The organism is Lysobacter terrae (assembly GCF_054782215.1).
In genome coordinates, this window is sequence record NZ_BAAGSX010000008.1 from 295,704 (window position 1) to 316,390 (window position 20,687).

The window sequence follows — 20,687 nt, forward strand, 5'->3', positions numbered from 1 at the left end:
GGGAGGACGCGATGAAACATTTCGTGACAGGTGTACTGCTGGTCTGCATGGCTGCAACTTCTCTGTCGGCCACAGCGGCAGACGCGGCCGACAAAGAAAAGATCGACAAGCTGCTCAAGGACGTCGACTTCTGCTACGGCGTCAGCGCCTTGGCGGCCTCGACCGTGCAGCTGCGCAACCAGGGGCAGACCAAGGACGCGCAACTGGAACGCCGCAAGGCGTCGCTCAGCGATGGCCAGTACGCCCTGATCGCGGACATCACCGAACAGGTGTACGCCAAGGATCTGCGCGACGTCTTCGTCGCGGCGGGCGACACCAATGCCGACTGCCTGCGGGCGAAGGAACATGGCGAGGCGTTCACCCGGCAGGGCCAGAAGGGCTGCCCGCAAATCGGCCTGATGAAGGCGGAAGTGGATGCAATGCGGCGTCGCGGCGTGAGCGCGGACGAAACCGTTGCCGCGCTGAAGGAGCGTTACGGCCGCATACGTACAGCACTCGGCGAATCGCTCAAAGACGTCGCCCGCGCCGAGCCGAAGGGCGACCAACCCGATAGCGGTGCCTTCGAGAACCAGATGTGCATGATCGTGTCGATGACGGGACAGTGATCACCTAGGTCCGGTTGCCCGCCGCCGGCGGGCAAAAAAAAAACGGGAAGCGCCCTGCGGCGTCTTCCCGTTTCAATATCCTACCAGCCCCGGGGCTTGCGGCAAGCCCCCGACGGTAGTGCCCAATCGCCGGCCAAACCTGGCACGACGATGGGGAGAAGCTGATGAACGACGCTACCGACGGCAAGATTCCGCAACGCTTCTATCACGGCACGCGCGCCGACCTGAGCCCGGGCGATCTGCTCCAGCCCGGCTATCCCTCGAACTACGGCAAACGCAACAAGGCGAAGTACGTCTATTTGACCGCCACGCTGGAGGCCGCGACCTGGGGCGCGGAGCTGGCCCTCGGTGAAGGGCGCGGCCGGATCTACATCGTGGAGCCCACGGGCCCGATCCAGGACGATCCGAATCTGACCGACAAGAAGTTTCCGGGTAACCCCACGCGGTCCTACCGCACACGCGAACCCCTGCTGGTCACGGGTGAAATCACGCAGTGGCAGGGACATTCAGCCGAAGCGTTGCGCACAATGAACGAGCACCTCGAGAACCTCAGACGATTGGGCATCGAGGCAATCGAAGATTGATTCGCCGGTTTCAATCCTTGAGCATCACGACGTAAATCGTGAGAGCGACCAGCCAGCAGACGGCAAGCGCCCAAAGGTCATGCGAAAGGAAATGCGCACCCCGCAGTTGCTGGACGAAACCGAACAGCAGGCCGAAGCCAGCCGCGACGCCGAAGCCAAGCCAACGCAGATGCGGACGTGTTTTCAGAAAGAAGAAATACAGCGACAACCAACAGTAGCCGGCACTCGCATGGGCGGCAGGGAAACAAGTGCCTCTGGGCTCGGCAAGCCGCGCGGCGAAAAGCCCGTGGTAGTGGCGATCACCGCCGAAGTCGGTCAGTGCCCACGGACAGTTCACATTCGTCCAGGATTTCATCCAGGCGACGGTCAGCGCGGCCATGGCCGTCGCCAGCAGGAGATAAAGCAGGGGCCGCCGCCACTGGGCGCGCGTTTCCCGCGCCATTGCACCTATCCACAGTCCCATCACGACAAGCCACGTCGTCACACTTAGCACGCGGCCCCAGGAGTGCACCACGGTCTCGGTGACGAAGGAAGATTTCCATGCCCAGGCATGCCCCTGCCACGCGTACAACTTCGAGCCCCACCAGCGATCGATGTCGAACCAGGCCAGCACGAATGCCGTCAGCGCGAATGCAATCAGTGGTATCACCAAGTGACCCGCATAAAACTGTCGGAATGTGCGGGTCTCCGGCTGGGCACGTGGATCGGTGGTGAACTTGCGATCTTCCTCTACGCCAGATTGCATCAGCGAGGCTCCATGCCGTCCAGATCGTTTCTTGCGTGTGGCTCAGTGCGCTACGCGCGCCGCCCGTTGCGGCAGCAAGACGATCCCAGCCGCAATCAAAGCCAGCAGGACCAGCGTCGCGGAATAGCGGCTCATCTCGAGGCCGCCCTTGGCGACCGGCTTGTCCAGAAAATCGCCCACCGCGGCCCCCAGCGGCCGGGTAACGATGAACGCCGCCCAGAACAGCAAGGTGCGCGATATCGTCGTCCAGAAATAGAACGCCGCTGCCAGCAGCAGAAGCCCGCAGAAGATGAGGGCCGCGCCCAGATAGCCCAGCCCCGCGGTATCAGCCGTCCAGTCGCCCAGCGCCGTGCCCAGCGTTTGCGAGAACATGATCGTCGTCCAGTAGAAGAACTCCGATTGCGGCGTGCTCACGGAGCGTACGTCCACCGAGCCCAGCACGCGGTGCCATACGAACAAGGACGCAAGCAACAATCCCAACAGCAGCAACGAGCCTCCGGAATAGCCGATGCCAAGCGAACGGTCGGCAAAATCGGCCAGCGTCGTACCCACGGTGGTCGAGGCGACGATCGTCGCCCAGTAGAGGAAGGGGCTGAAGCGTTTGCTGGAAATTTGCGCCGCGACGGCCATGACGAACAACGTCATGAAGATCGCGGTACCTATTACGTAGCCCAGCTCCATGGACATCGAAACGGCATCGCCGCCTGTTTCACCCAGCGTGGTGGCGAGCACCTTGATGGCCCAGAACCCCAGGGTGATTTCCGGAACCTTGCTTGTCGCGGCGCGCGGCGCCGCAATACCAACCGAGGTGTCCACCACGGTAAGCCTCCCTTTTCGCCGGGGCCGATGCTCTTGGATGGCATGTCGGAAAGCAGTCAGAGGCCGATCGTGAACTAGCCTGGACCCGGGCAGCGCACGACAGAATTACGACATCGCACTAATGAAAGTGGGTACACCGTTCGCGCAGCTTGCACAGCTGCGCCCACTTCATCCGCCGAATCGGAATGTGGAAAGGGCTCGTTATCGTCCTGGGGCAAGTCGAATGATGCGGCTTTCTTCGCGACAGCAATTGTGGGGCCTGCTCGCCTTCGCCTTCATCGTGCGTCTTCTTACGCTCGACGCCTATCCGCTGACGGACCCGACCGAGGCACGCTACGCGGAGATCGCGCGCAAGATATTCGAAACCGGCCAGTGGATCGTGCCTCAGATCGAATATGGGGTTCCGTTCTGGGGCAAGCCGCCACTGTCGTTCTGGTTGACGGCGGCTTCCTTCAAGTTGTTCGGCATCACCGAATTCGCCGCACGCATTTCTTCGTTGCTGTTTGGCGCCGGAGCGTGTGGCCTGACGTACCTGCTTGCAGTCAGCCGGCGCGGCGTGGATTTCGGGCTTAGGGCCAGCTTGGTGATGGCGACGACGTTGCTGATGGTGGTGAGCGCAGGGGCGGTGATGACCGATCCGGCCATGGTGTTCGGCACGACGTTGTCGATGGCTGCGTTCTGGCGGGCGATGACTACGCAATCGCGGACCTGGGGCTATCTGTTCTTCGCGGGCCTGGTCATCGGCCTGTTGGCCAAAGGACCCGTTGCGACGGTACTGACCTTGGCGCCAATAAGCGCCTGGGCGTTATTGAGCGGGCGCGTCCGGGAAACATGGCAGCGCCTGCCATGGGTGAACGGCGCGATTCTGACGACAGTTCTGGTCGTCCCTTGGTACTGGGCGGTCGAAGTTCGCAGTCCAGGGTTTCTGCATTACTTCCTCGTCGGAGAACATTGGCAGCGCTACACCATCAGTGGATGGAAGGGCGACCTGTACGGATCCGGTCATGCATACCCGCGGGGCACGATCTGGGTCGACGCGTTTCTCGGAACGCTGCCGTGGTCGGCTTGGTTGTTGTGGCAGCTTCTCCGGCGCAGAGTGAACCTCGCGATTCGGCCGTTTCGGGCCGGCGATGGATGGAGCCTCTACCTGATTTGCTGGATGCTGGCACCACCCGTCTTCTTCACGATGTGCCGCAACATCCTGCCCAGCTACGTGCTGCCTGGACTGGCGGGCTTCGGCTGCCTGGTGGCCGAAGCGTGGGAGCAGCGCATTTCGCAAAGGCCCTCACCCTGGATACTGCAATTGAGTGCCTGGGCGCCGATTCTCGTTGCGTTGCTGGTCACGGTGGTGTGGCCGCGCGTGGGCTTCCAGTCGCAGAAGGATGTCGTCGCGGCCTATCAGGCGTCGCTCACGACGCGGCCACTCTTCATCTTCGACCAGCGCCGCCAGTATTCGGCTGATTTTTACGCGCGAGGACGAACTCAACATGTCGACGGGAACGAGCAACTACGTCAGGTCCTGGCGGAACGCCAAGTTGCCTACATCAGCGTTCAGCGCCCCACCTTCGACCATCTTCCCGCCGATCTGCGCGCAGACCTGACCGTCGTGACGACCGCCGACAAGGGACAGTATCTGCTCGTGCGCTATACCCCCATTCGCCATGCAATCCGATGTTTCGGGATCAGTCGCCAAGTCCGATCTGCTTCATGAACTCTCCGTTGTCCCAGAACAGATACTCCTCGAACATGATGCCTTGCTTGTTCCAGTGGCCGATCGTGGCCATCGGGATCCGATAAGCCTTACCGGTGGGTTGGATGGTCTTTCCATCCGGGAGAACCATCGGTTTGGTGAAGGTGCCCTCCAACCAGCCAGTCACCGCAGTCCACTCGGCATCCTGTGTCCCGAATCGAACCGGATGCTCTTCGATCCGGTTATCGGGTGCGAACGTCCACATGTACTTGAGGTCTTCGATGTGCTTTTCGATGCCATGCGTCGTATGGCCATCAGGCCAGTGAACGATCACATCCTTGGTGTGTGACTTGTGCAGGTCTTGCCATTGCTGGTTCGTATACACGCGGAAGTCGAGGTCGTCGAAGTTCGCCAGATTCTTCGCGAGTTCTGGGGGGACTCCCTTCACTTTCGGCGCAGCCTGGCCGGCCTTAGTACTTGGCCACTTGTCGGAGGGAGCAGGTGCGGCTTGCGAACTGGCGGTGAAACTAACGGCGCCAATCGCCAGGACAGCCGAGATCAGGAGGGTGTGCGTCATCTTCGTTCTCCTCGTGGATGAACGGAACGCTCAGGGTCAGCGCCAGCATCGCCCACGCGCCTTGCGCAACGCCGGTCCGGCGGTGCCTGATCGTGGCGCTACAGGGTCCATCACCGTTCGCTAAGCGGCGATGAAGGACTGGGCGTGTTCACCGGCTATTGCTCGAGCAGCAATTGCCAGTAGCCCACGTCGATCCAGCGATCCTGCTTGAAGCCCACCTGTTTGAAATGGGCAACCTTTTCGAAACCCAGCCGCTCATGCAGTGCGATGCTGGCGTCGTTGGGCAAGGCGATGCCGCCGATGACGGCATGAATGCCGCGGATACGCAGGCGGTCGATCAAAGCGGTGTACAGCATCCGCCCGATGCCCTTGCCCTTGCTCGACGGATCCAGGTAGACGGTCGATTCGGCGGAATGTCGATAGGCGCAGCGTCCTTTCCACTTGGAAGCGTAGGCGTAACCCACCACGACGCCGTCATCGGCCGCGACGAGCCAGGGGAGATTCGCATCGTGCGCTTCCGCGATCCGTGCGCGCATTTCTTCCTCCGACACCGCTTCGGTTTCGAACGTGATGCAGGTGCTCGCGACATAGGGGTTGTAGATGGCGGCAACGGCGGCCGCGTCTTCATTGGTGGCGAGGCGGATATCCATGGAGAACAGTCTTCCGGCAGTAGGGCGTCACCAGCAAGGGGGTTGACTCGATTCAATATTTCCAAAATACTGGAATTATGGAAATGCCAAATGCCCTCGCCAGCCTTGCCGCACTCGGCCACGAGTCGCGCCTACGCGCCTTTCGCCGCCTCGTCGAGGCCGGCCCGGACGGCATGTCGGTCGGAGAGCTCCGCGATTACCTGGAACTGCCTGCCGCGACGCTGACCGCGCACCTCAACGTCCTGCGCGCGGCAGGCCTCGCGATCGACCAGCGCGAGGGGCGGGTGATCCGCGTGCGCGCGAACTACGAGCGCATGAACGCCCTGATCGCCTACCTGACCGAAAACTGCTGCGCCGGCTCCGGCGCATGCGATCCGATAGCCGCCTGCAAGCCCAGCAAGAAAGGAGTCTCGAAGTGAACCGCTTCCACGTGCACCTCAACGTCACTGACCTCGCCGCCAGCATCCGCTTCTACACCGAGCTTTTTGCCGCGCCGCCTGCCGTGGTCAAGGACGACTACGCGAAGTGGATGCTCGACGACCCGCGCGTCAACTTCGCCATCTCCAACACGGGACGCACACCAGGCGTCGACCACCTCGGCCTCCAGGTCGACAGCAACGACGAACTCGTCGCGCTGGGCAAGCGCCTGGATAGCGCTGGCGGCACGGTCGTGCCCGAAGAAGCGACGATCTGCTGCTACGCCAGGTCCGACAAGAACTGGACCGAAGATCCGCAGGGCACGCGCTGGGAAACCTTCCACACCTTCGGTGAAGCGACCACCTATTACGCTGGCGACGCGGCCTGCGCCACCGATGGCGCGGCATGCACGCCCAACGTCGCCGCGATGAAGCCGAAGGTCGAAGAGGGCGCGTCCTGCTGCTCGCCGAAGGCGGCCTGCTGCTGATGAAGCACGCTCCGTTCGTTCGTGCAGAAAATTCGAACCGAACACCCCGTTACAGATTGCCCAAACCACTTGATTCGACTCCATGACCACCAAGAAACGCGTCCTGTTCGTTTGCGTCGAGAACGCCAACCGCAGCCAGATGGCGGAGGCCTTCGCCCACATCCACGGCGGTGCCCAAGTCGAGGCCCTCAGCGCCGGCTCCAAACCGTCCGGCGTGATCAACCCGAAGGCGATCCGCTTCATGTCGGAGCTGGGCTACGACCTGACGACGCATGACTCCAAGTCGCTCGACCAGATCGATGGCGAGTTCGATGCGGTGATCACCATGGGTTGTGGCGACAACTGCCCTTGGGTGCCGGCCAAGCGCCGCGAGGATTGGGGTCTCCCCGATCCCAAGCACATGGATGACGACGGCTACCGCGCGGTTCGCGATGAAATCTCGTCGCGCGTGAAGTCGCTGCTGGCGGAGCTGTGATGAACCTGTCGCGCAAGCTGATCGCCGAATTCATCGGCACCGCATTGCTCCTGGCCACCGTGGTCGGCTCCGGCATCATGGGCGTCAACCTCGCAGGCGGAAACGACGCCATCGCGCTGTTGGCGAATGCGGGTGCGACCGCCGGCGTCTTGTACGTCCTGATCGTTCTGTTCGGACCGATCTCCGGCGCGCATTTCAATCCGGCTGTGACTCTGGCGATGCGTTTCCGCGGTGAAATTGGCAACGGCGAAGCTGTGGCCTACATCGCCGTGCAGATCGTGGCCGCTATTACCGGCGTCTTGCTGGCGCACGCCATGTTCGATCTGCCGCTGCTCCAGCCGGGTACGCACGTGCGCACCGGCGTAGCACAGGGGATCAGCGAGGCGGTCGCCACCTTCGGCCTGCTGCTGACGATTCTGTTGGGCATTCGTCACCGTCCAACGGCGATTCCGGCACTGGTAGCCAGCTACATCTTCGCTGCCTACTGGTTCACCGCCAGCACTTCGTTCGCCAATCCTGCGGTCACCGTGGCGCGCGCGCTGACCCAAACGTTTGCCGGGATCCGGCCCGACGATGTGCCGCAGTTCGTGATCGCGCAACTCCTGGGCATGGCTGTGGCTCTAGTCGTGGCGTCCGCGCTGGGCCGCCTCGACCCAGAGCGTCGACCATCTGCTTAAGCTAGAACGCGCGTACCGGCCCTGCGACGAAGCTAGTTCGCACGGCCGCCATGCAGATAATCCAACGTCACCTGCAACATCGCGCGCAGGCCAAGATCCAGCGCCGATTCGTCCATGTTGAACTGCGGTGAGTGGTTGCTCGGCGCGGTGATCGGGTCGATGCCCTTGGCGGTAGCGCCGACGAAGAAGTACATCGACGGTACTTCCTTGGCGAAGTACGCGTAGTCCTCCGCACCCATCTGCAGCGGCGGCTCGACCACGTTGTCCCTGCCGGCGACGGCTTCCAGGCTCGGGCGCATGCGTGCGGTGAGGTCGGGATCGTTCATGGTCACCGGGTTGCCCTTGGCGTCGGGTACTTTGGCTTCGGCGGTGGCGCCATGCGCGGCGGCGACGTGTTCGGCGACGTTCTTCAAGTCGGCGAAGATCTTCTCGCGCATGCCCAGGTCGAAGGTGCGGATGGTGCCGCTGACTTCGACGTCGTCGGGAATGATGTTGAAGCGGATGCCGCCATGGATGGTGCCGAAGGTGACCACCGCCGGCAGCTTCGCCAGGTCGGTGCGGCGCGACACGATCGTCTGCGCGGTGCCGATCATGTCGGCGGTCGCGACGATCGGATCGATGCCGCCCCACGGACGCGAGCCGTGCGTCTGCCGGCCGTGCACCTTGATGGTGAAGCGGTCCGACGCGGCCAGCATCGGTCCCTGGCGCACGCCGATCTGGCCAGCCTGCAGGGTCGAGAACACGTGCAGGCCGAAGATCGCGTCGGGCTTGAAGTTCTTGAACACGCCTTCTTCCAGCATCATCGGCGCACCGCCGTTCTCGCCGGGCGGCACACCTTCCTCAGCGGGCTGGAAGATCAGCATCACCGATCCGGGCAGGTCCTTGCGCATCGCCACCAGTGCGTCGGCGACGCCGAGCAGGATGCTGGTGTGGCCATCGTGGCCGCAGGCGTGCATGACGCCGGTGGTCTGGCCGTTGAACGTATCCGTGACCTTGGACGAGAACGGCAGGCCGGTCTGTTCGGTCACCGGCAGCGCGTCCATGTCGGCGCGCAACGCCAGCTTCGGCCCGGGCTTGCCGCCCTCGATGATCGCGACCACGCCGTGATGGGCAATGCCGACCTGCGGCTTCAGGCCGAGCGAGCGCAGGTGTTCGGCGACCTTGGCCGCGGTGCGCTGTTCGCGGTTGGAGAGTTCCGGGTGCTCGTGGAAGTCGCGGCGCCACGCGACCACCTTGGCCTGTTCGGCTTTGGCGGCAGCGGCGACTTCGGGCCGCTGCGCGGTCTGCGCGTGGACGGCGAGCACACACAGCGCGAGGGGCAGGACGGCAAGGCGGCGCATAGGGATCCCGGTGGATGGAAAGGCCTGATGCTACCGCCAAAGCCCGCGTGCGCCCGTGCCCGATGTGGCCGGAGCGCCGGTCCGTGCTCGGCGTCAACCGGATGCGCGGCCGTGCGTTGCCATCGTCGGGCGCGTAGCGCGCGCAGCGGAGAATGCGGATGGCCATTTCCTGGCGGGTAGCGGCGGTGGGTATCGGTCTGTGCATCGCGGCGGCGGTTTCGCTGCCGGATGCGGAGGCGCGTGGCCGCCTGCGCGAACGGATCATGGAGCGCATGGCCCAGCGACGCACGGCGCCGGTCGATCCGGCGGCTATTCCCGGCAACGTGCAGGTGTGGCGCGATCAGGCCTATGGCGGCGATCGCGCCCAGCGCTACGACGTCTATGCGCCGCGTGGCGCGCAGCAGGCCCCTACGCTCTTCCTGGTGCACGGCGGCGGCTGGAAGCGTGGCGACAAGGAGGCGGCCAACGTGGTGGCGGCCAAGGTCCAGCACTGGACCGCGCAGGGTTACGTGGTGATTTCGGCCAACTACCGGATGCTGCCCGACGCCGATCCGCTCACCCAGGCGCGCGACGTCGCCGATGCTATCGGCGCGGCACAACGCGAAAGCGCGCGCTGGGGCGGCGACCCGAGCCGCTTCGTGCTGATGGGGCACTCCGCCGGTGCGCACTTGAGCGCGCTGCTGGCGGCTGCGCCAGCAATGCTGGTGCAGGCGAACGCGAAGCCTTTGCGTGGAGTGGTGCTGCTCGACAGCGCCGCACTCGATACCGAAGCACTCATGGCACAACGGCACCCGAAACTGTATGACGAGGCCTTCGGGCAGGACCGCACCTACTGGCGCGCCGCCTCGCCCTACGCGCAACTGAGGGCGCCGGGCGTGCCCGTGTTCGCCGTGTGCTCGTCGCGGCGCGCGGACTCGTGCCCACGGGCGCACGCCTTCGTCGCGAAGGCGCAAGCGCTCGGTCGCCGCGCGCAGGTGCTCGAGCAGGACCTCAGCCACGGCGAAATCAATGCCGAACTCGGGAAGACTTCCGCGTACACGGCGGCGGTGGATCGCTTCCTGCAATCCCTCTAGCGGGCATCGTGCATGAGCAGATGCTGCGTCCGCACTTGGAGCCGGCGCGGCCGCATGCGACCCTGCCGGCAATTCCGCCAGGCGTCCGCCGATGAACGATTCCGCATCCCCCCGTCCCTCGGCGCTGCAAGGCGATGCGGCGCTGCTGCGCGCGGTCGGCTCCTTCGCGCTGACCGCGGCGGTGATCAATGTGATCGTCGGCGGCGGCATCTTCCGCATGCCCTCGGCACTGGCGACGCAGATGGGTGCGGCCGCGCCGTTGGCCTTGGTGGCCGGTGCGCTGGCGATCATTCCGATCGCGCTGTGTTTCGCCGCGGTCGGCAGCCGCGTGCAGGTGACCGGTGGGCCGTACAGCTATCTCAGTGCGACTTTCGGCCCGTTCGCTGGCTTCGTCGGCGGCGCGTTGATGTGGATCAGCAATTTCACTTCCAGCGCGGGCGTCGCCGCGGCGCTGTCGGTGCAGGTCGCCAATCTCGTGCCGGCCTTGGCGCCGCCGTTGCCGCGGGCGTTGCTGCTGACGGCGGTGTACGGCGGGCTGTTCGCACTCAACGCGTTCGGCGTGAAGCTGGGCGCGCGCGCCATCACCACGCTGGCGGCGTTGAAGTTGACGCCGCTGTTCGCGTTGGCCGCTATCGGGTTGTTCTTCGTGGATTGGTCGCAGGTGAGCTTCGCGATCGGCGACGTGCCGTCGTGGGGCGCCCTGGGTGCGTCGATGGTGCTGGTGATGTTCGCGTATTCCGGCATGGAAACCGCGCTGGTGCCGTCCGGCGAGATCAACGATCCCGCACGTGACGTGCCGCGCGCCACATTGATCGCCATTCTCCTGGTGGTGCTGCTATATCTGACGTTGCAGATCGTCGGCCAGGGTTTGCTCGGTGCAGGTTTGGCGAAGAGCGGCGTACCCGTCGCCGACACCGCCGGCGCGTTGTGGGCGCCGGGTCGCGTGTTGTTGCTGATCACGGCGTGCATTTCGATGGCCGGCTTCCTGATGGGCAACCTCTTCGGCACGGCGCGGCTGGTGTTCGCTCTCGGCCGCGATGGTTATCTGCCGCGCATCTTCGGCTCGGTGAGCGCGGCGCATCGCGTGCCGCTGTGGGCGTTGGCGGTGCACGCGCTGTTGGCCTGGGCGCTGGCGATCGCGGGCAACTTCGACGCGCTCGCGCTGATCTCCGGTGGCGCGATCTGTCTGGTCTACGGCCTGGTCAGCCTCGCCGCATGGCGTGCGCAGGCGTTGGATCTGCGCGAGCGTGGTGACCGGCCGTTCGTGTTGCCGGGCGGCTTCCTGATTCCGCTGCTGGCTATCGCGGCCATGGTGGCGATCACTGCCACGCTCACGCGTAAGGAATGGACGGCGATCGGCATTGCGCTCGCCGTGCTGGTAGTGACTTACGCCTTGCTGCGTTTGCGCAATCGCGCCCCGGACAACCGCGCCGCCTGATCGGAACGACGCGCGCAACCGCCACGCGGTGGAAGCGCCGTGTGTAGCGGGAGGACGCCTATGGCGATGGCTGCGCGACCAGCAGGTTCGCGTCGCGCGCCAACCGCCAGCGGCCTTGCTCCTTGCGCAGCACGGTCAGCGTGTGTCCGGCACGCACGACCGGCGCCTGCCCGGGCTGCGTCGCGGTGACGGTCAGGTGCGAGCGCATGAAGGCCCAGTCGCCATGCACCTGGATCTCTTCAATCTGACTACGGCCATCGAACTTCATGGCGGAAGCCGACTGCGTCTGCGCGGCCTGCGCGAATTCGCGCTTGCCGAATGGTGGGCGGCCGGGCACCAGGAACACCGCATCCTCGGACATCAGATCGAGCACCGTGGCGGTATCGCCGGCTTGGGTCGCTTTCATCCAGGTGGCGACCAGTTGTCGGATTGCGTCTTGGTCTTTGGGCATGCGGGTGCTCCGGTGGAGTTTGGCGCATTGTCGCCGGCAGAGCGAAAACGGGCGTGACACCTGCAACTGCTGTTTCGCCCGTTCTAACGACTCATCCCGTTCAGCTCGTCGACTGCATTGTTGTAGTCAGCCACGACGTCGTTGAATTTTGAAGGATCCTTTCTCGCTTCGCGGTAATGGCCAGCGAGCTTGGTCAAATAGTCCCCGATTCTGTCGTAGTGATCTATCGTCGGCAAAGAGTCCTTCTGCGCTTTTCGCTTCTCATGCTCAGTGCGCAACCCGGTCAAGCTGGTTTCCATAGCGGCGATGTGGCCGTTGGCTTCCTTGACCTTCGCCTCGTTCCTGAAGTCTTCCGCCTCGTCGAACAGATCGACCACCTTTTCCGCCGATCCCAGCGCCTCCCATGTGTTCATTTCCAGCAGCTTGCCTTGGGCCTTGAACTTGGCCAGCGACTTTTGGCCCGCAATCTTGGAGGCAACATCGATTTGCGCGCTAAATGCGGCCATGGCGGCGTCGAGCTTAGGCAGGCCTTCCCGGTACTTGAGCAGTAGCTCCTTGCCCTTGGCACCGCCGTCGTCTTCGTAGCGCTTGGCCTCGTTGTATTCGGCCAGCTCGTTCCATGCCGGCACGTACTGGTCCACTAGCGCAATCATGGCCTCGGCGGCGTGATCCAGTTCCGGGGTTTTACCCGGCATGGCTTTCGCCTTCTTGAGTTCCTGCAGGTGGAAGTCAGTGAAAAAGTTGTTTTGGCGGATCGCCTTGAAATTGCCAGCAGCGACTTGCGCGGCCCCTTCGGCGTTTCGTTCTTCAGCAAATTGGGCGAGGGTTGCGTTTCCGTAAGACGGACGCATGCCGTTGCCCACCGTGATGTAGGCCTGGACCTTCTCGTCCCAAGCGTCATCCGTGTCGGTGCCTTTGGCGCTTTCCGCGCCAGCCTGGGCAGAGGCGAGAATGGAGGCCACTCCCCCCTTGTGACCGTTCTTCTCACCGCACCCAACGAGGGCGGTCAATAGTGCTGCGGCGATCAATGCGGTGATGGGTCGGTTCATGGGAATCCCCTGTCGTTCTGCTCGAATGTAGGCGGGGCTACTGGACATCCCGCCCAGCAATCCTGGCTGAGCCGAACGTTCTCGATAGAGCGGATTCGCGCAACACGAGGTTGCCAATCCGCGAACGAGGGAATGTGGGGCGCCGCTGCTTAGCCGCGATGTTCCAGGGCCAGGTATTCCGCCGACTGCATCTCGATCAACCGCGACGTCGTCCGCTCGAACGCATGGTTGAGCTTGCTGCCCACATACAACTCGGTCGGCGCAGCCGCGGCGGTGCAGACGAAGTTGACGTGGCGGTCGTACAGCTCGTCGATCAGATGGACGAAGCGACGCGCCGCATCGTTGCGGGTGTCGTCGAGTTGCGGGATGCCGCCGAGCAGCACGGTGTGATGTTCGGTCGCGATTTCGATGTAGTCGCTGGCCGCGCGTGGGCCCTCGCATAGGGCGACGAAGTCGAACCAGGCATGGCCTTCGCAGGTGGCGCGCACGGGGATCTCGCGGCCATCGATCTCGATCATGCCTGCGGCATTCACGCACGGATCCTGCGGTAGGCCGGCGGTGAGCTCGCGCCAGCGCGCGGCCAGCCAGTCGTCGGACTGCGTATCCAGCGGTGCGCGGTAGACGGGCGACTTGGTCAGCGCGCGCAGGCGGTAGTCGTTGGGGCTGTCGAGCAGCAGTTCGACTGTGTGCGCCTGCAACTGCGCGATCGCCGGCAGGAAACGCTCGCGCTGCAGGCCGTGCGCGTACAGGTTCTGCGGCGCGGTGTTGGAGCTGGTGACCAGGGCGACGCCTTCGGCGAACAGGCGTTCGAGCAGGCGCCCGAGCAGCATCGCGTCGCCGATGTCGTTGACGAAGAATTCGTCGAGGACCAGGACGCGCAGCTGGCCGCGCCATTCGTGGGCGATCTTCGCCAGCGGGTCGCTCTCGCCGGCGTGCTTGCGCAGCGCCGTGTGCACCTCGCGCATGAAGCGGTGGAAGTGGGTGCGGCGCTTTTCCGCGATCGGCAATCCGTCGAAGAACAGATCGATGAGGAAGGTCTTGCCGCGGCCGACGCCGCCCCATAGGTATAGGCCGCGCGGTGCTTCGGATTTCTTGCCGAGCAGGGTGTCAAACAGCCCGCGCTTCACGGGCTGCACCAGCAGCGCGTGCAGGCGGTCGAGCTCGCGCAGCGCGCCATGCTGCGCGGGATCGTCGTTCCAGTCGCCGCGCGCAACGCCTTCGGCGTAGCGCTGCGAAGGCAGCGAAGCGCCTGACGCCATCAATCGGCGACCGGGTTGGGCAGGTACGGCCGCACGCCGGTCTTGATCGCGCCGCGCAGGTCCATCAATCGACGATGGAAGAAGTGGCTGGTGTCGGGCATGCGCACCACTTCCGGCTGCAGCCGCAGTTGCGGCTGCACCGATTCCAGCCAGTCGTAGACGGCCTGCGGATCGACGACTTCATCGGCATCGCCCTGGATCACCAGCCACGGGCAGTCCGGCAGCGTGATCGTGCTGAAGTCCCAGCTGCGGCCTGCGGCGGGTGGTGCGATCGAGATCAGCATCCCCGGCTGGAGTTCGGCCGCGCATTTGATCGTCACGTACGAGCCGAAGCTGAAGCCGGCCAACCACAACTGCGCGTCGGGACGGTGCTCGCGCACCCACTGCGCGACGGCGCGCAGGTCGTCGGATTCGCCCTGGCCGTGGTCGAAGTGGCCGTGCGAGGCGCCGGTGCCGCGGAAGTTGAAGCGCACCGTGGCGATGCCCGATTCGCGCAGCGCGCGCGCCGCCATCGTCACCACCTTGTTGTGCATCGTGCCGCCTTCGGTTGGCAGCGGATGGCACACGATCGCGACGATCGGCTGGGCCGGGCCTTCGGGCAGGTCGACGGCGGTCTCGAGGTCGCCGACGGGACCGGGCAGGGCGAGCGTGATCGATTCGTTGGGGAACGAGGGGGCGTTCATGGCGTTCATTCTACGGGCGCGGCTGTACAGGGGCATGGCGTTGACCCGCGCAGTCCATTCCCCACAAACGACAACGCCGCCCTGAGGCGGCGTTGCTGGATCGCGAAGCGATCGCTTACTTCAGGTTCGAGACCATCCAGTCGACCGTGGCCTTGACCTGCGCTTCGCTCAGGGCCGGGTTGCCGCCCTTGGCCGGCATCACGCCGGCGTTGCCGGTGAAGCCTTCGAGCGCGTGCTTGTACAGCGTGTCCTTGCCCTGGGCGATGCGCGGGCCCCAATGGGCCTGGTCCAGGGTCGGAGCGCCGCCGGCGCCGGAGGTGTGGCAGCCGGTGCACAGCTGGCCGAAGATCACCGAGCCGTCGGTGGTGCCGCCGTAGGCGACCTGCGAAGCGGCCTTCGCGGCGGCGGCCGCCTGGGCCGAAGCCTGGGCCGCGGCGCCGGTGCTGCCCGCGTAGACGGCGCCGGCCGGAGCGATGCGCTCCTGCTGGCGCTTGACCGCGACCGGGTTCACTTCCACCGGCAGCTTCTGGTGCACGTAGTAGGCACCAACGATCAGGCCCAAGGTGACCATCACCAGGAAGCCGATCACCATGGAGAATTTCTTGAGGAATTCGAGGTCGTAATTGCGCACGAGGGACGGGTTCCTACAGCAATGCCTGAGACGTGTTTTCCGGGCCGCGATCGGGCGGCGCCCGACGGGTCAAAGAGCGCGAATTATTCCAGAAGCACGGGGCGGGCGCGAGTTTTCCGCTGCGATGGGGCGCCCGATCCATAAAAACGCGGCGCGCGGAGGGGCGCTCAGGCCTCGAAGCCGGCAATCGCGGCCGCAGGCGGGGTGTCGCCGGCCACGTCCCGCCAGAAGTGGTACATGACCCCGAACATCACCGCATAGAGCGCCAGCATGGCGACCAGATAGAACAGCAGCAGGCCGAGCGCGCCCAGCACCGGATGCAGCAAGGTGAGGATGCTGACGACCAGCACCGCGGCGACGCTCGCCGCCATCACCGCGGCGAAGGCGACCAGGGCCAGTACCAGCAGCGGCAACAGGTTGCGTGCGGCTCCGGACAGCCCTTCCAGCAGGGCCGCGCCGACGCTGCGGCCGCGCAGGGCCAGTTGTCCCAGTCCGATCGCGAACACCGCCGCCACGAACAACGCGAACAGGCCGGCCAGGCTGAAAAGCCCGCCCAGGCCTTCGGGCGGCGCCGGCAGCTGCGGCGGTTGCTGACCGGGCTTCGCGCTCTGCACCAGCTCGGCCAGGTTTGCCGACCACGCCTGCAACGCCTCCAGCACGCTGCCGAAGATCGCCATAAGCAGCGAGAACGCGCCCAGCTGCACCAGCAACATGACGAAGCTGAAGGCGATCATGCGCCGGAGGTCGTGCGCGTCGCGGAACGGCGCCAGCACGTCGGCCGCATGCGCGGACGCGCCGCGTTCGCTGGCATCGATCACGCGCAGGTAGCCGCCCATCAGCGGGCCGAGCAGGAGCACGCTGAGCACGGTAGCCAATGCAGCGATGACCGCCGCGGCGCCCGGGCCCGGCTGCAGCGCGGAATGCGCGAGCACCTGCAGGACGGTCGGCACCATGGCCGCCATCATCAGCACCGCCGCCCCGCCGAAGATCGCGCGCGGGTTGTACCGCCCGACATTGAGTCCGCGCTTCAGCCAGGCCAGGCCAGCCAGCGGTCCGTTGGCGCGAGTGCTCATCGATGAATCGGCTCCAGGGGGAAAGGAAGCAGCCGCAAGATGGGGCCACGTTCGGGAAAGTCCAAGTTCAGTTCAGCGCGACAGCCCGCGCGCGTGGCGCACGAACCGGCGCAGCACCAGCCGCGCGTGCGGCGTCGCGCTTACGCCGCGCGCCACCTGCTTATGGCAGCGACCTTCGCGGGTCAGCGCCTCTTCGCGCGCACGCACGTAGCCGCGCATGTGCGTCGCGGAGAATTCGGGATGGAACTGCACGCCCCAGGCGCGATCGCCCCAGCGGAAGGCGTGGCAGGCATCGTGATCCGACTTCGCCAGCACCGTCGCGCCTTCGGGTGTGCGCAGCACGCTCTGCAGATGCGTGGCCTGCGCCGGGAACTGCGTCGGCAGTCCCGCGAACAGCGGGTCATGCTCGGCCTGTGGATGCAGCTCCAACTGCACAGTGCCCATTTCCCGGCCCGCCGGGTGGTAATCGACTTCGCCGCCGAGCGCATGCGCGATCAGCTGATGGCCGTAGCAGATGCCGAACAGCGGCAGGCCATCGTGGGCGGCGTCGCGCAACCATGCGGCGGAGCGCTCGCTCCATGCCTGGCGGTCGGTGACCATCGCGCCCGAGCCGGTGACGATCGCCCCGGCGAAGCCTTCGCGCGAGGGCAACACCTCGCCGGCTTCGACGTTCACCACCACCGCTTCGTCGCGCTCCAAGCCGGCGGCGACGCGGATCCAATGGGGAAAGCCGCGATGGCGGCGCATGGACGCGACCGGTTGGCCGGTTTCGAGGATAAGGAACGGAGAGTTCACGACGGCAGCAAAGCGTGGAAAAGCAGCGGAAAACCAGTGGCGGCGAGCCTCGCGGCTATACTACCGCGCTTTGCCCCGCGGCCTTTCCGAATCCATGTCACAACCCAGCGCGCCGGCCTCGCAGCCGCCCACGTTTCAGCAACTGATTCAGCGCCTCAACGCCTATTGGGCCGAGCGCGGCTGCGTGCTGATCCAGCCCCTGGACCTGGAAGTGGGCGCGGGCACCTTCCACCCGGCCACCTTCCTGCGCGCGCTGGGCCCGGAGCCGTGGAACGCCGCCTATGTGCAGCCCTGCCGCCGTCCCACCGACGGCCGCTACGGCGAAAACCCGAACCGCCTGCAGCGCTACTACCAGTACCAGGTGGTGATGAAGCCCTCGCCCGACAACATCGTCGAGCTGTACTTCGATTCGCTGAAGGCGCTGGGCGTGGACCCGCTGGTGCACGACCTGCGCCTGGTCGAGGACAACTGGGAGTCGCCTACGCTGGGCGCCTGGGGCCTGGGCTGGGAGGTCTGGCTCAACGGCATGGAAGTCACTCAGTTCACCTACTTCCAGCAGGCCGGCGGTCTGGAGTGCCGGCCGGTGCTCGGCGAGATCACCTACGGTCTCGAACGCCTGTGCATGTACCTGCAGAACGTCGACAACGTCTACGACCTGATCTGGACGTACGGCCCGGATGGCACGCCTGTTACTTACGGCGACGTCTACCACCAGAACGAAGTCGAGCAGAGCACCTATAACTTCGAGCACGCCGACGTGGAAGAACTCTTCCACCGCTTCGACGCCTGCGAGAAGGAAGCGCAGAAGCTGATCGAGCTGGGCCTGCCGCTGCCGGCCTATGACCAGGTCTGCAAGGCCTCGCATTCGTTCAACCTGCTCGACGCGCGCCGCGCGATCTCGGTGACCGAACGCCAGCGCTACATACTGCGCGTGCGCAAGATCGCCCAGGGCGTGGCCGAGGCGTACTACGCGCAGCGCGAGAAGCTCGGCTTCCCGGTGTTGAACAAGTCGAAGTCGACGCAGGAGGCCGCGTGATGAGCATGCAGCCTCTGTTGATTGAACTGGGCACCGAAGAACTTCCGGTCAAGGCCCTGCCGGGTCTGGCGCAGGCGTTCTTCGACGGCGTGCTGGACGGTCTTGCCAAGCGCGGCGTCGCCTTCGACCGTGGCGAAGCCAAGCCGCTGTACACGCCGCGCCGCCTGGCTGTGCGCCTGCCCGGCGTCGCCACGCAGCAGCCGGAACAGACGTCCGAAGTGTTGGGGCCGTACCTCAACATCGCGCTCGACGCGAACGGCGAACCGACCAAGGCGCTGCAGGGCTTCGCGCAGAAGGCGGGCGTGGAATGGACCCAGCTTGCGAAGACCAGCGACAACAAGGGCGAGCGTTTCGTCCACCGTTCGGTGAAGCCCGGTGCTGAGACCGCGGCGCTGCTGCCGGAAATCATCAACGAAGCGATCGCGGCGATGCCGATCCCCAAGCCGATGCGCTGGGGCGATCACGACTACGGTTTCGCCCGGCCGATGCATTGGCTGGTGCTGCTGCTGGGCAAGGACGTCGTCCCCGGCGAAGTGCTCGGCATCCGTGCCGACCGCATGAGCCGCGGCCACCGCTTTCTGCACGACAAGGCGGTATGGATCAACAACGCCGGTGAATACGTGGAGGCGATGCTCGGCGCGAAGGTGCTGGTCGATCCGGACGAGCGCCGCGCGCGCATCGTCAGTGAGGTAGAGCACAGCGCGCAGGCCGGCGGCGGCAGTGCGCGCATCGACGCAGGCATCCTCGAAGAGGTCAACGGCCTGACCGAATGGCCCAAGGCGATCGCGTGCAGCTTCGATCGCGACTTCCTCGCCGTGCCGCAGGAAGCGCTGATCGCGACGATGGAGGCCAACCAGAAGTTCTTCCCGGTGCTAGACGGCGACGGCAAGCTCAGCGAACGCTTCATCGGCATCGCCAACATCGAATCGAAGAACGAAGCCGAAGTGCGCAAGGGCTACGAGCGCGTGATCCGCCCGCGCTTCGCCGACGCGCAGTTCTTCTTCGTCGAGGACATGAAGCAGGGCCTGGCCTCGATGGCCGAAGGCCTGAAGACTGTCACCTATCAGGCCAAGCTCGGCACCGTCGCGGACAAGGTCACGCGCGTGGCTGCGCTGGCCGAGGCGATTGCGCCGCAGGTCGGCGTCGATGCGCAGCTTGCGCGCCGTGCCGCGGAACTCTCCAAGGCCGACCTGCAGTCGCGCCTGGTCAACGAGTTCCCGGAATTGCAGGGCATCGCCGGCCGTTACTACGCCGCAGTGGAAAACCAACCGCTCGAAGTCGCCAATGCGATCGACGAGGCCTACATGCCGCGTTTTGCGGGCGATGCGATTGCGCCGTCGAAGCTGGGGCAGTTGCTGGCGATTGCGGAGCGGTTGGACACGCTCACCGGCGGTTTCGCCGCGGGCCTCAAGCCGACAGGCAACAAGGATGCGTTTGCGCTGCGGCGCAATGCGCTCGGTCTGGCGCGCACGCTGATCGAAGGCGGCATCGATCTCGATCTCGATGCCATGCTCACCAAGGCGCGCGACACCGTCGGCGCGATCGCACTAGACAAGGCTGGCCCGGCGCCGGCCAACATCGAAGAGCTGCGCGAATTCATCATCGACCGCCTGCGTGGCTACTACGCCGATCGGGGCGTGCCGGTGCAGCAGTTCGAATCCGTGGCGGCGCTGCGTCCCGCCTCGCTGCTTGACTTCGACCGCCGCCTCAAGGCCATCGCCGCGTTCGCGCGCCTGCCCGAGGCCGAAGCACTCGCCGCGGCCAACAAGCGCATCCGCAATATCCTGAAGAAGGCCGAAGGCGAACTGCCCACCGCGATCGATCCCTCGCGCTTCACCGAAGCGGCCGAGCGCGAGCTGGCCGAGGCGGTGGACACTGCGGTCGCCGAGACCGAGGCGCAACTGCGCAGCCGCGACTACGTCGCCGTGCTCGGCCGCCTTGCGCGCCTGCGCCCGCAGGTCGATGCCTTCTTCGACAAGGTGATGGTCAACGTCGACGACATGGCCGTGCGCAATAACCGCCTGGCCTTGCTGAAGCGTTTGAGCGACCGCCTGGGCAGTGTGGCGGCGATCGAGCATCTGTCGATCTGATCGCGAATGACAAAATCAAAAATGGATCCCGGCTTGTTAATCC

The 20,687-nt window shown here is 65.2% G+C and carries 23 protein-coding genes; 11 read left to right on the forward strand and 12 right to left on the reverse strand.

From position 1 onward, the window contains the following. The first annotated feature begins 47 nt into the window (after window positions 1-47). Window positions 48-605, forward strand: a complete 558-nt coding sequence (locus ACYVJ8_RS13075) for a hypothetical protein (RefSeq protein WP_460713070.1) — start codon at window positions 48-50, stop codon at window positions 603-605. Between the two features lie 164 nt (window positions 606-769). Next, window positions 770-1,189 (forward strand): NAD(+)--rifampin ADP-ribosyltransferase, encoded by a 420-nt coding sequence (arr, locus tag ACYVJ8_RS13080; RefSeq protein ID WP_460713072.1) that lies wholly within the window; start codon window positions 770-772, stop codon window positions 1,187-1,189. A gap of 10 nt (window positions 1,190-1,199) precedes the next feature. Here arr and ACYVJ8_RS13085 read toward each other — a convergent pair whose 3' ends face one another. Both ACYVJ8_RS13085 and ACYVJ8_RS13090 read right to left on the reverse strand, forming a co-directional pair. Further along, the gene (locus tag ACYVJ8_RS13085) at window positions 1,200-1,934 is read right to left on the reverse strand and encodes a phosphatase PAP2 family protein (RefSeq protein ID WP_460713074.1); all 735 of its coding nucleotides are present in this window, start codon (window positions 1,932-1,934) and stop codon (window positions 1,200-1,202) included. A gap of 42 nt (window positions 1,935-1,976) precedes the next feature. After that, window positions 1,977-2,753 (reverse strand): COG4705 family protein, encoded by a 777-nt coding sequence (locus ACYVJ8_RS13090; RefSeq protein ID WP_460713076.1) that lies wholly within the window; start codon window positions 2,751-2,753, stop codon window positions 1,977-1,979. Window positions 2,754-2,874: 121 nt separating this feature from the next. On the opposite strand from ACYVJ8_RS13090, the gene ACYVJ8_RS13095 reads away from it, so the two are divergent. After that, the gene (locus ACYVJ8_RS13095; RefSeq protein WP_460713078.1) at window positions 2,875-4,464 is read left to right on the forward strand and encodes an ArnT family glycosyltransferase; all 1,590 of its coding nucleotides are present in this window, start codon (window positions 2,875-2,877) and stop codon (window positions 4,462-4,464) included. Here the strand turns inward: ACYVJ8_RS13095 and ACYVJ8_RS13100 are convergent. Together ACYVJ8_RS13100 and ACYVJ8_RS13105 are read right to left on the reverse strand one after the other, a co-directional pair. Further along, window positions 4,436-5,020 carry an ester cyclase gene (locus tag ACYVJ8_RS13100; protein ID WP_460713080.1) on the reverse strand — a complete coding sequence of 195 codons (585 nt, stop codon included), beginning with the start codon at window positions 5,018-5,020 and terminating at the stop codon, window positions 4,436-4,438. The genes ACYVJ8_RS13095 and ACYVJ8_RS13100 overlap by 29 nt on opposite strands. 155 nt (window positions 5,021-5,175) lie before the next feature. After that, window positions 5,176-5,670 (reverse strand): arsinothricin resistance N-acetyltransferase ArsN1 family B, encoded by a 495-nt coding sequence (locus ACYVJ8_RS13105; protein WP_460713082.1) that lies wholly within the window; start codon window positions 5,668-5,670, stop codon window positions 5,176-5,178. An 83-nt stretch (window positions 5,671-5,753) separates the two neighbouring features. Between ACYVJ8_RS13105 and ACYVJ8_RS13110 the strand changes: the two genes are divergently transcribed. From ACYVJ8_RS13110 to ACYVJ8_RS13125, 4 genes are all read left to right on the forward strand, one after another. Continuing rightward, on the forward strand, window positions 5,754-6,089 hold the full coding sequence (locus ACYVJ8_RS13110; protein WP_460713084.1) for an ArsR/SmtB family transcription factor: 336 nt from the start codon (window positions 5,754-5,756) through the stop codon (window positions 6,087-6,089). After that, window positions 6,086-6,574, forward strand: a complete 489-nt coding sequence (locus tag ACYVJ8_RS13115; RefSeq protein ID WP_460713086.1) for an ArsI/CadI family heavy metal resistance metalloenzyme — start codon at window positions 6,086-6,088, stop codon at window positions 6,572-6,574. Before ACYVJ8_RS13110 ends, ACYVJ8_RS13115 begins: the two co-directional genes overlap by 4 nt. Window positions 6,575-6,656: 82 nt before the next feature. Continuing rightward, a complete protein-coding gene (locus tag ACYVJ8_RS13120; RefSeq protein WP_460713088.1) occupies window positions 6,657-7,049 on the forward strand; it encodes an arsenate reductase ArsC in 393 nt (130 codons plus the stop codon). Further along, the gene (locus ACYVJ8_RS13125) at window positions 7,049-7,726 is read left to right on the forward strand and encodes an aquaporin (RefSeq protein ID WP_460713090.1); all 678 of its coding nucleotides are present in this window, start codon (window positions 7,049-7,051) and stop codon (window positions 7,724-7,726) included. Before ACYVJ8_RS13120 ends, ACYVJ8_RS13125 begins: the two co-directional genes overlap by 1 nt. A gap of 32 nt (window positions 7,727-7,758) precedes the next feature. Here the strand turns inward: ACYVJ8_RS13125 and ACYVJ8_RS13130 are convergent, their stop codons facing one another. Further along, complete coding sequence (locus ACYVJ8_RS13130; RefSeq protein ID WP_460713092.1) at window positions 7,759-9,066, reverse strand: amidohydrolase; 1,308 nt, start codon at window positions 9,064-9,066, stop codon at window positions 7,759-7,761. A 158-nt stretch (window positions 9,067-9,224) separates the two neighbouring features. Between ACYVJ8_RS13130 and ACYVJ8_RS13135 the strand changes: the two genes are divergently transcribed. Both ACYVJ8_RS13135 and ACYVJ8_RS13140 read left to right on the forward strand, forming a co-directional pair. Next, entirely contained in the window at window positions 9,225-10,139 is a 915-nt protein-coding gene (locus tag ACYVJ8_RS13135) for an alpha/beta hydrolase (protein WP_460713094.1), read from the forward strand. A gap of 91 nt (window positions 10,140-10,230) precedes the next feature. Beyond that, entirely contained in the window at window positions 10,231-11,577 is a 1,347-nt protein-coding gene (locus ACYVJ8_RS13140) for an APC family permease (RefSeq protein ID WP_460713096.1), read from the forward strand. 58 nt (window positions 11,578-11,635) lie between these two features. Here the strand turns inward: ACYVJ8_RS13140 and ACYVJ8_RS13145 are convergent, their stop codons facing one another. The 7 genes from ACYVJ8_RS13145 to ACYVJ8_RS13175 all read right to left on the reverse strand — a co-directional run bounded on the left by ACYVJ8_RS13145 (window position 11,636) and on the right by ACYVJ8_RS13175 (window position 17,518). After that, window positions 11,636-12,028, reverse strand: a complete 393-nt coding sequence (locus ACYVJ8_RS13145; protein ID WP_460713098.1) for a YybH family protein — start codon at window positions 12,026-12,028, stop codon at window positions 11,636-11,638. An 83-nt stretch (window positions 12,029-12,111) separates the two neighbouring features. Further along, window positions 12,112-13,077 carry a DUF3829 domain-containing protein gene (locus ACYVJ8_RS13150; RefSeq protein WP_460713100.1) on the reverse strand — a complete coding sequence of 322 codons (966 nt, stop codon included), beginning with the start codon at window positions 13,075-13,077 and terminating at the stop codon, window positions 12,112-12,114. A gap of 149 nt (window positions 13,078-13,226) precedes the next feature. Beyond that, window positions 13,227-14,336: a cell division protein ZapE gene (gene zapE / locus ACYVJ8_RS13155; protein WP_460713102.1), complete on the reverse strand. Its 1,110-nt coding sequence runs from the start codon at window positions 14,334-14,336 to the stop codon at window positions 13,227-13,229. After that, on the reverse strand, window positions 14,336-15,019 hold the full coding sequence (locus ACYVJ8_RS13160; protein ID WP_460713104.1) for an alpha/beta hydrolase: 684 nt from the start codon (window positions 15,017-15,019) through the stop codon (window positions 14,336-14,338). Before ACYVJ8_RS13160 ends, zapE begins: the two co-directional genes overlap by 1 nt. A gap of 115 nt (window positions 15,020-15,134) precedes the next feature. Beyond that, window positions 15,135-15,650, reverse strand: a complete 516-nt coding sequence (locus ACYVJ8_RS13165; RefSeq protein ID WP_460713106.1) for a c-type cytochrome — start codon at window positions 15,648-15,650, stop codon at window positions 15,135-15,137. Between the two features lie 167 nt (window positions 15,651-15,817). Then, window positions 15,818-16,723, reverse strand: a complete 906-nt coding sequence (locus ACYVJ8_RS13170) for a hypothetical protein (RefSeq protein ID WP_460713108.1) — start codon at window positions 16,721-16,723, stop codon at window positions 15,818-15,820. Window positions 16,724-16,795: 72 nt separating this feature from the next. Beyond that, the gene (locus tag ACYVJ8_RS13175; RefSeq protein ID WP_460713110.1) at window positions 16,796-17,518 is read right to left on the reverse strand and encodes a glutamine amidotransferase; all 723 of its coding nucleotides are present in this window, start codon (window positions 17,516-17,518) and stop codon (window positions 16,796-16,798) included. A gap of 94 nt (window positions 17,519-17,612) precedes the next feature. Here ACYVJ8_RS13175 and glyQ point away from each other — a divergent pair, with 94 nt between their 5' ends. Together glyQ and glyS are read left to right on the forward strand one after the other, a co-directional pair. Beyond that, on the forward strand, window positions 17,613-18,554 hold the full coding sequence (gene glyQ / locus ACYVJ8_RS13180) for a glycine--tRNA ligase subunit alpha (RefSeq protein WP_460713112.1): 942 nt from the start codon (window positions 17,613-17,615) through the stop codon (window positions 18,552-18,554). After that, window positions 18,554-20,644 carry a glycine--tRNA ligase subunit beta gene (gene glyS / locus ACYVJ8_RS13185; RefSeq protein ID WP_460713114.1) on the forward strand — a complete coding sequence of 697 codons (2,091 nt, stop codon included), beginning with the start codon at window positions 18,554-18,556 and terminating at the stop codon, window positions 20,642-20,644. Before glyQ ends, glyS begins: the two co-directional genes overlap by 1 nt. The last annotated feature ends 43 nt before the right edge of the window (window positions 20,645-20,687 follow it).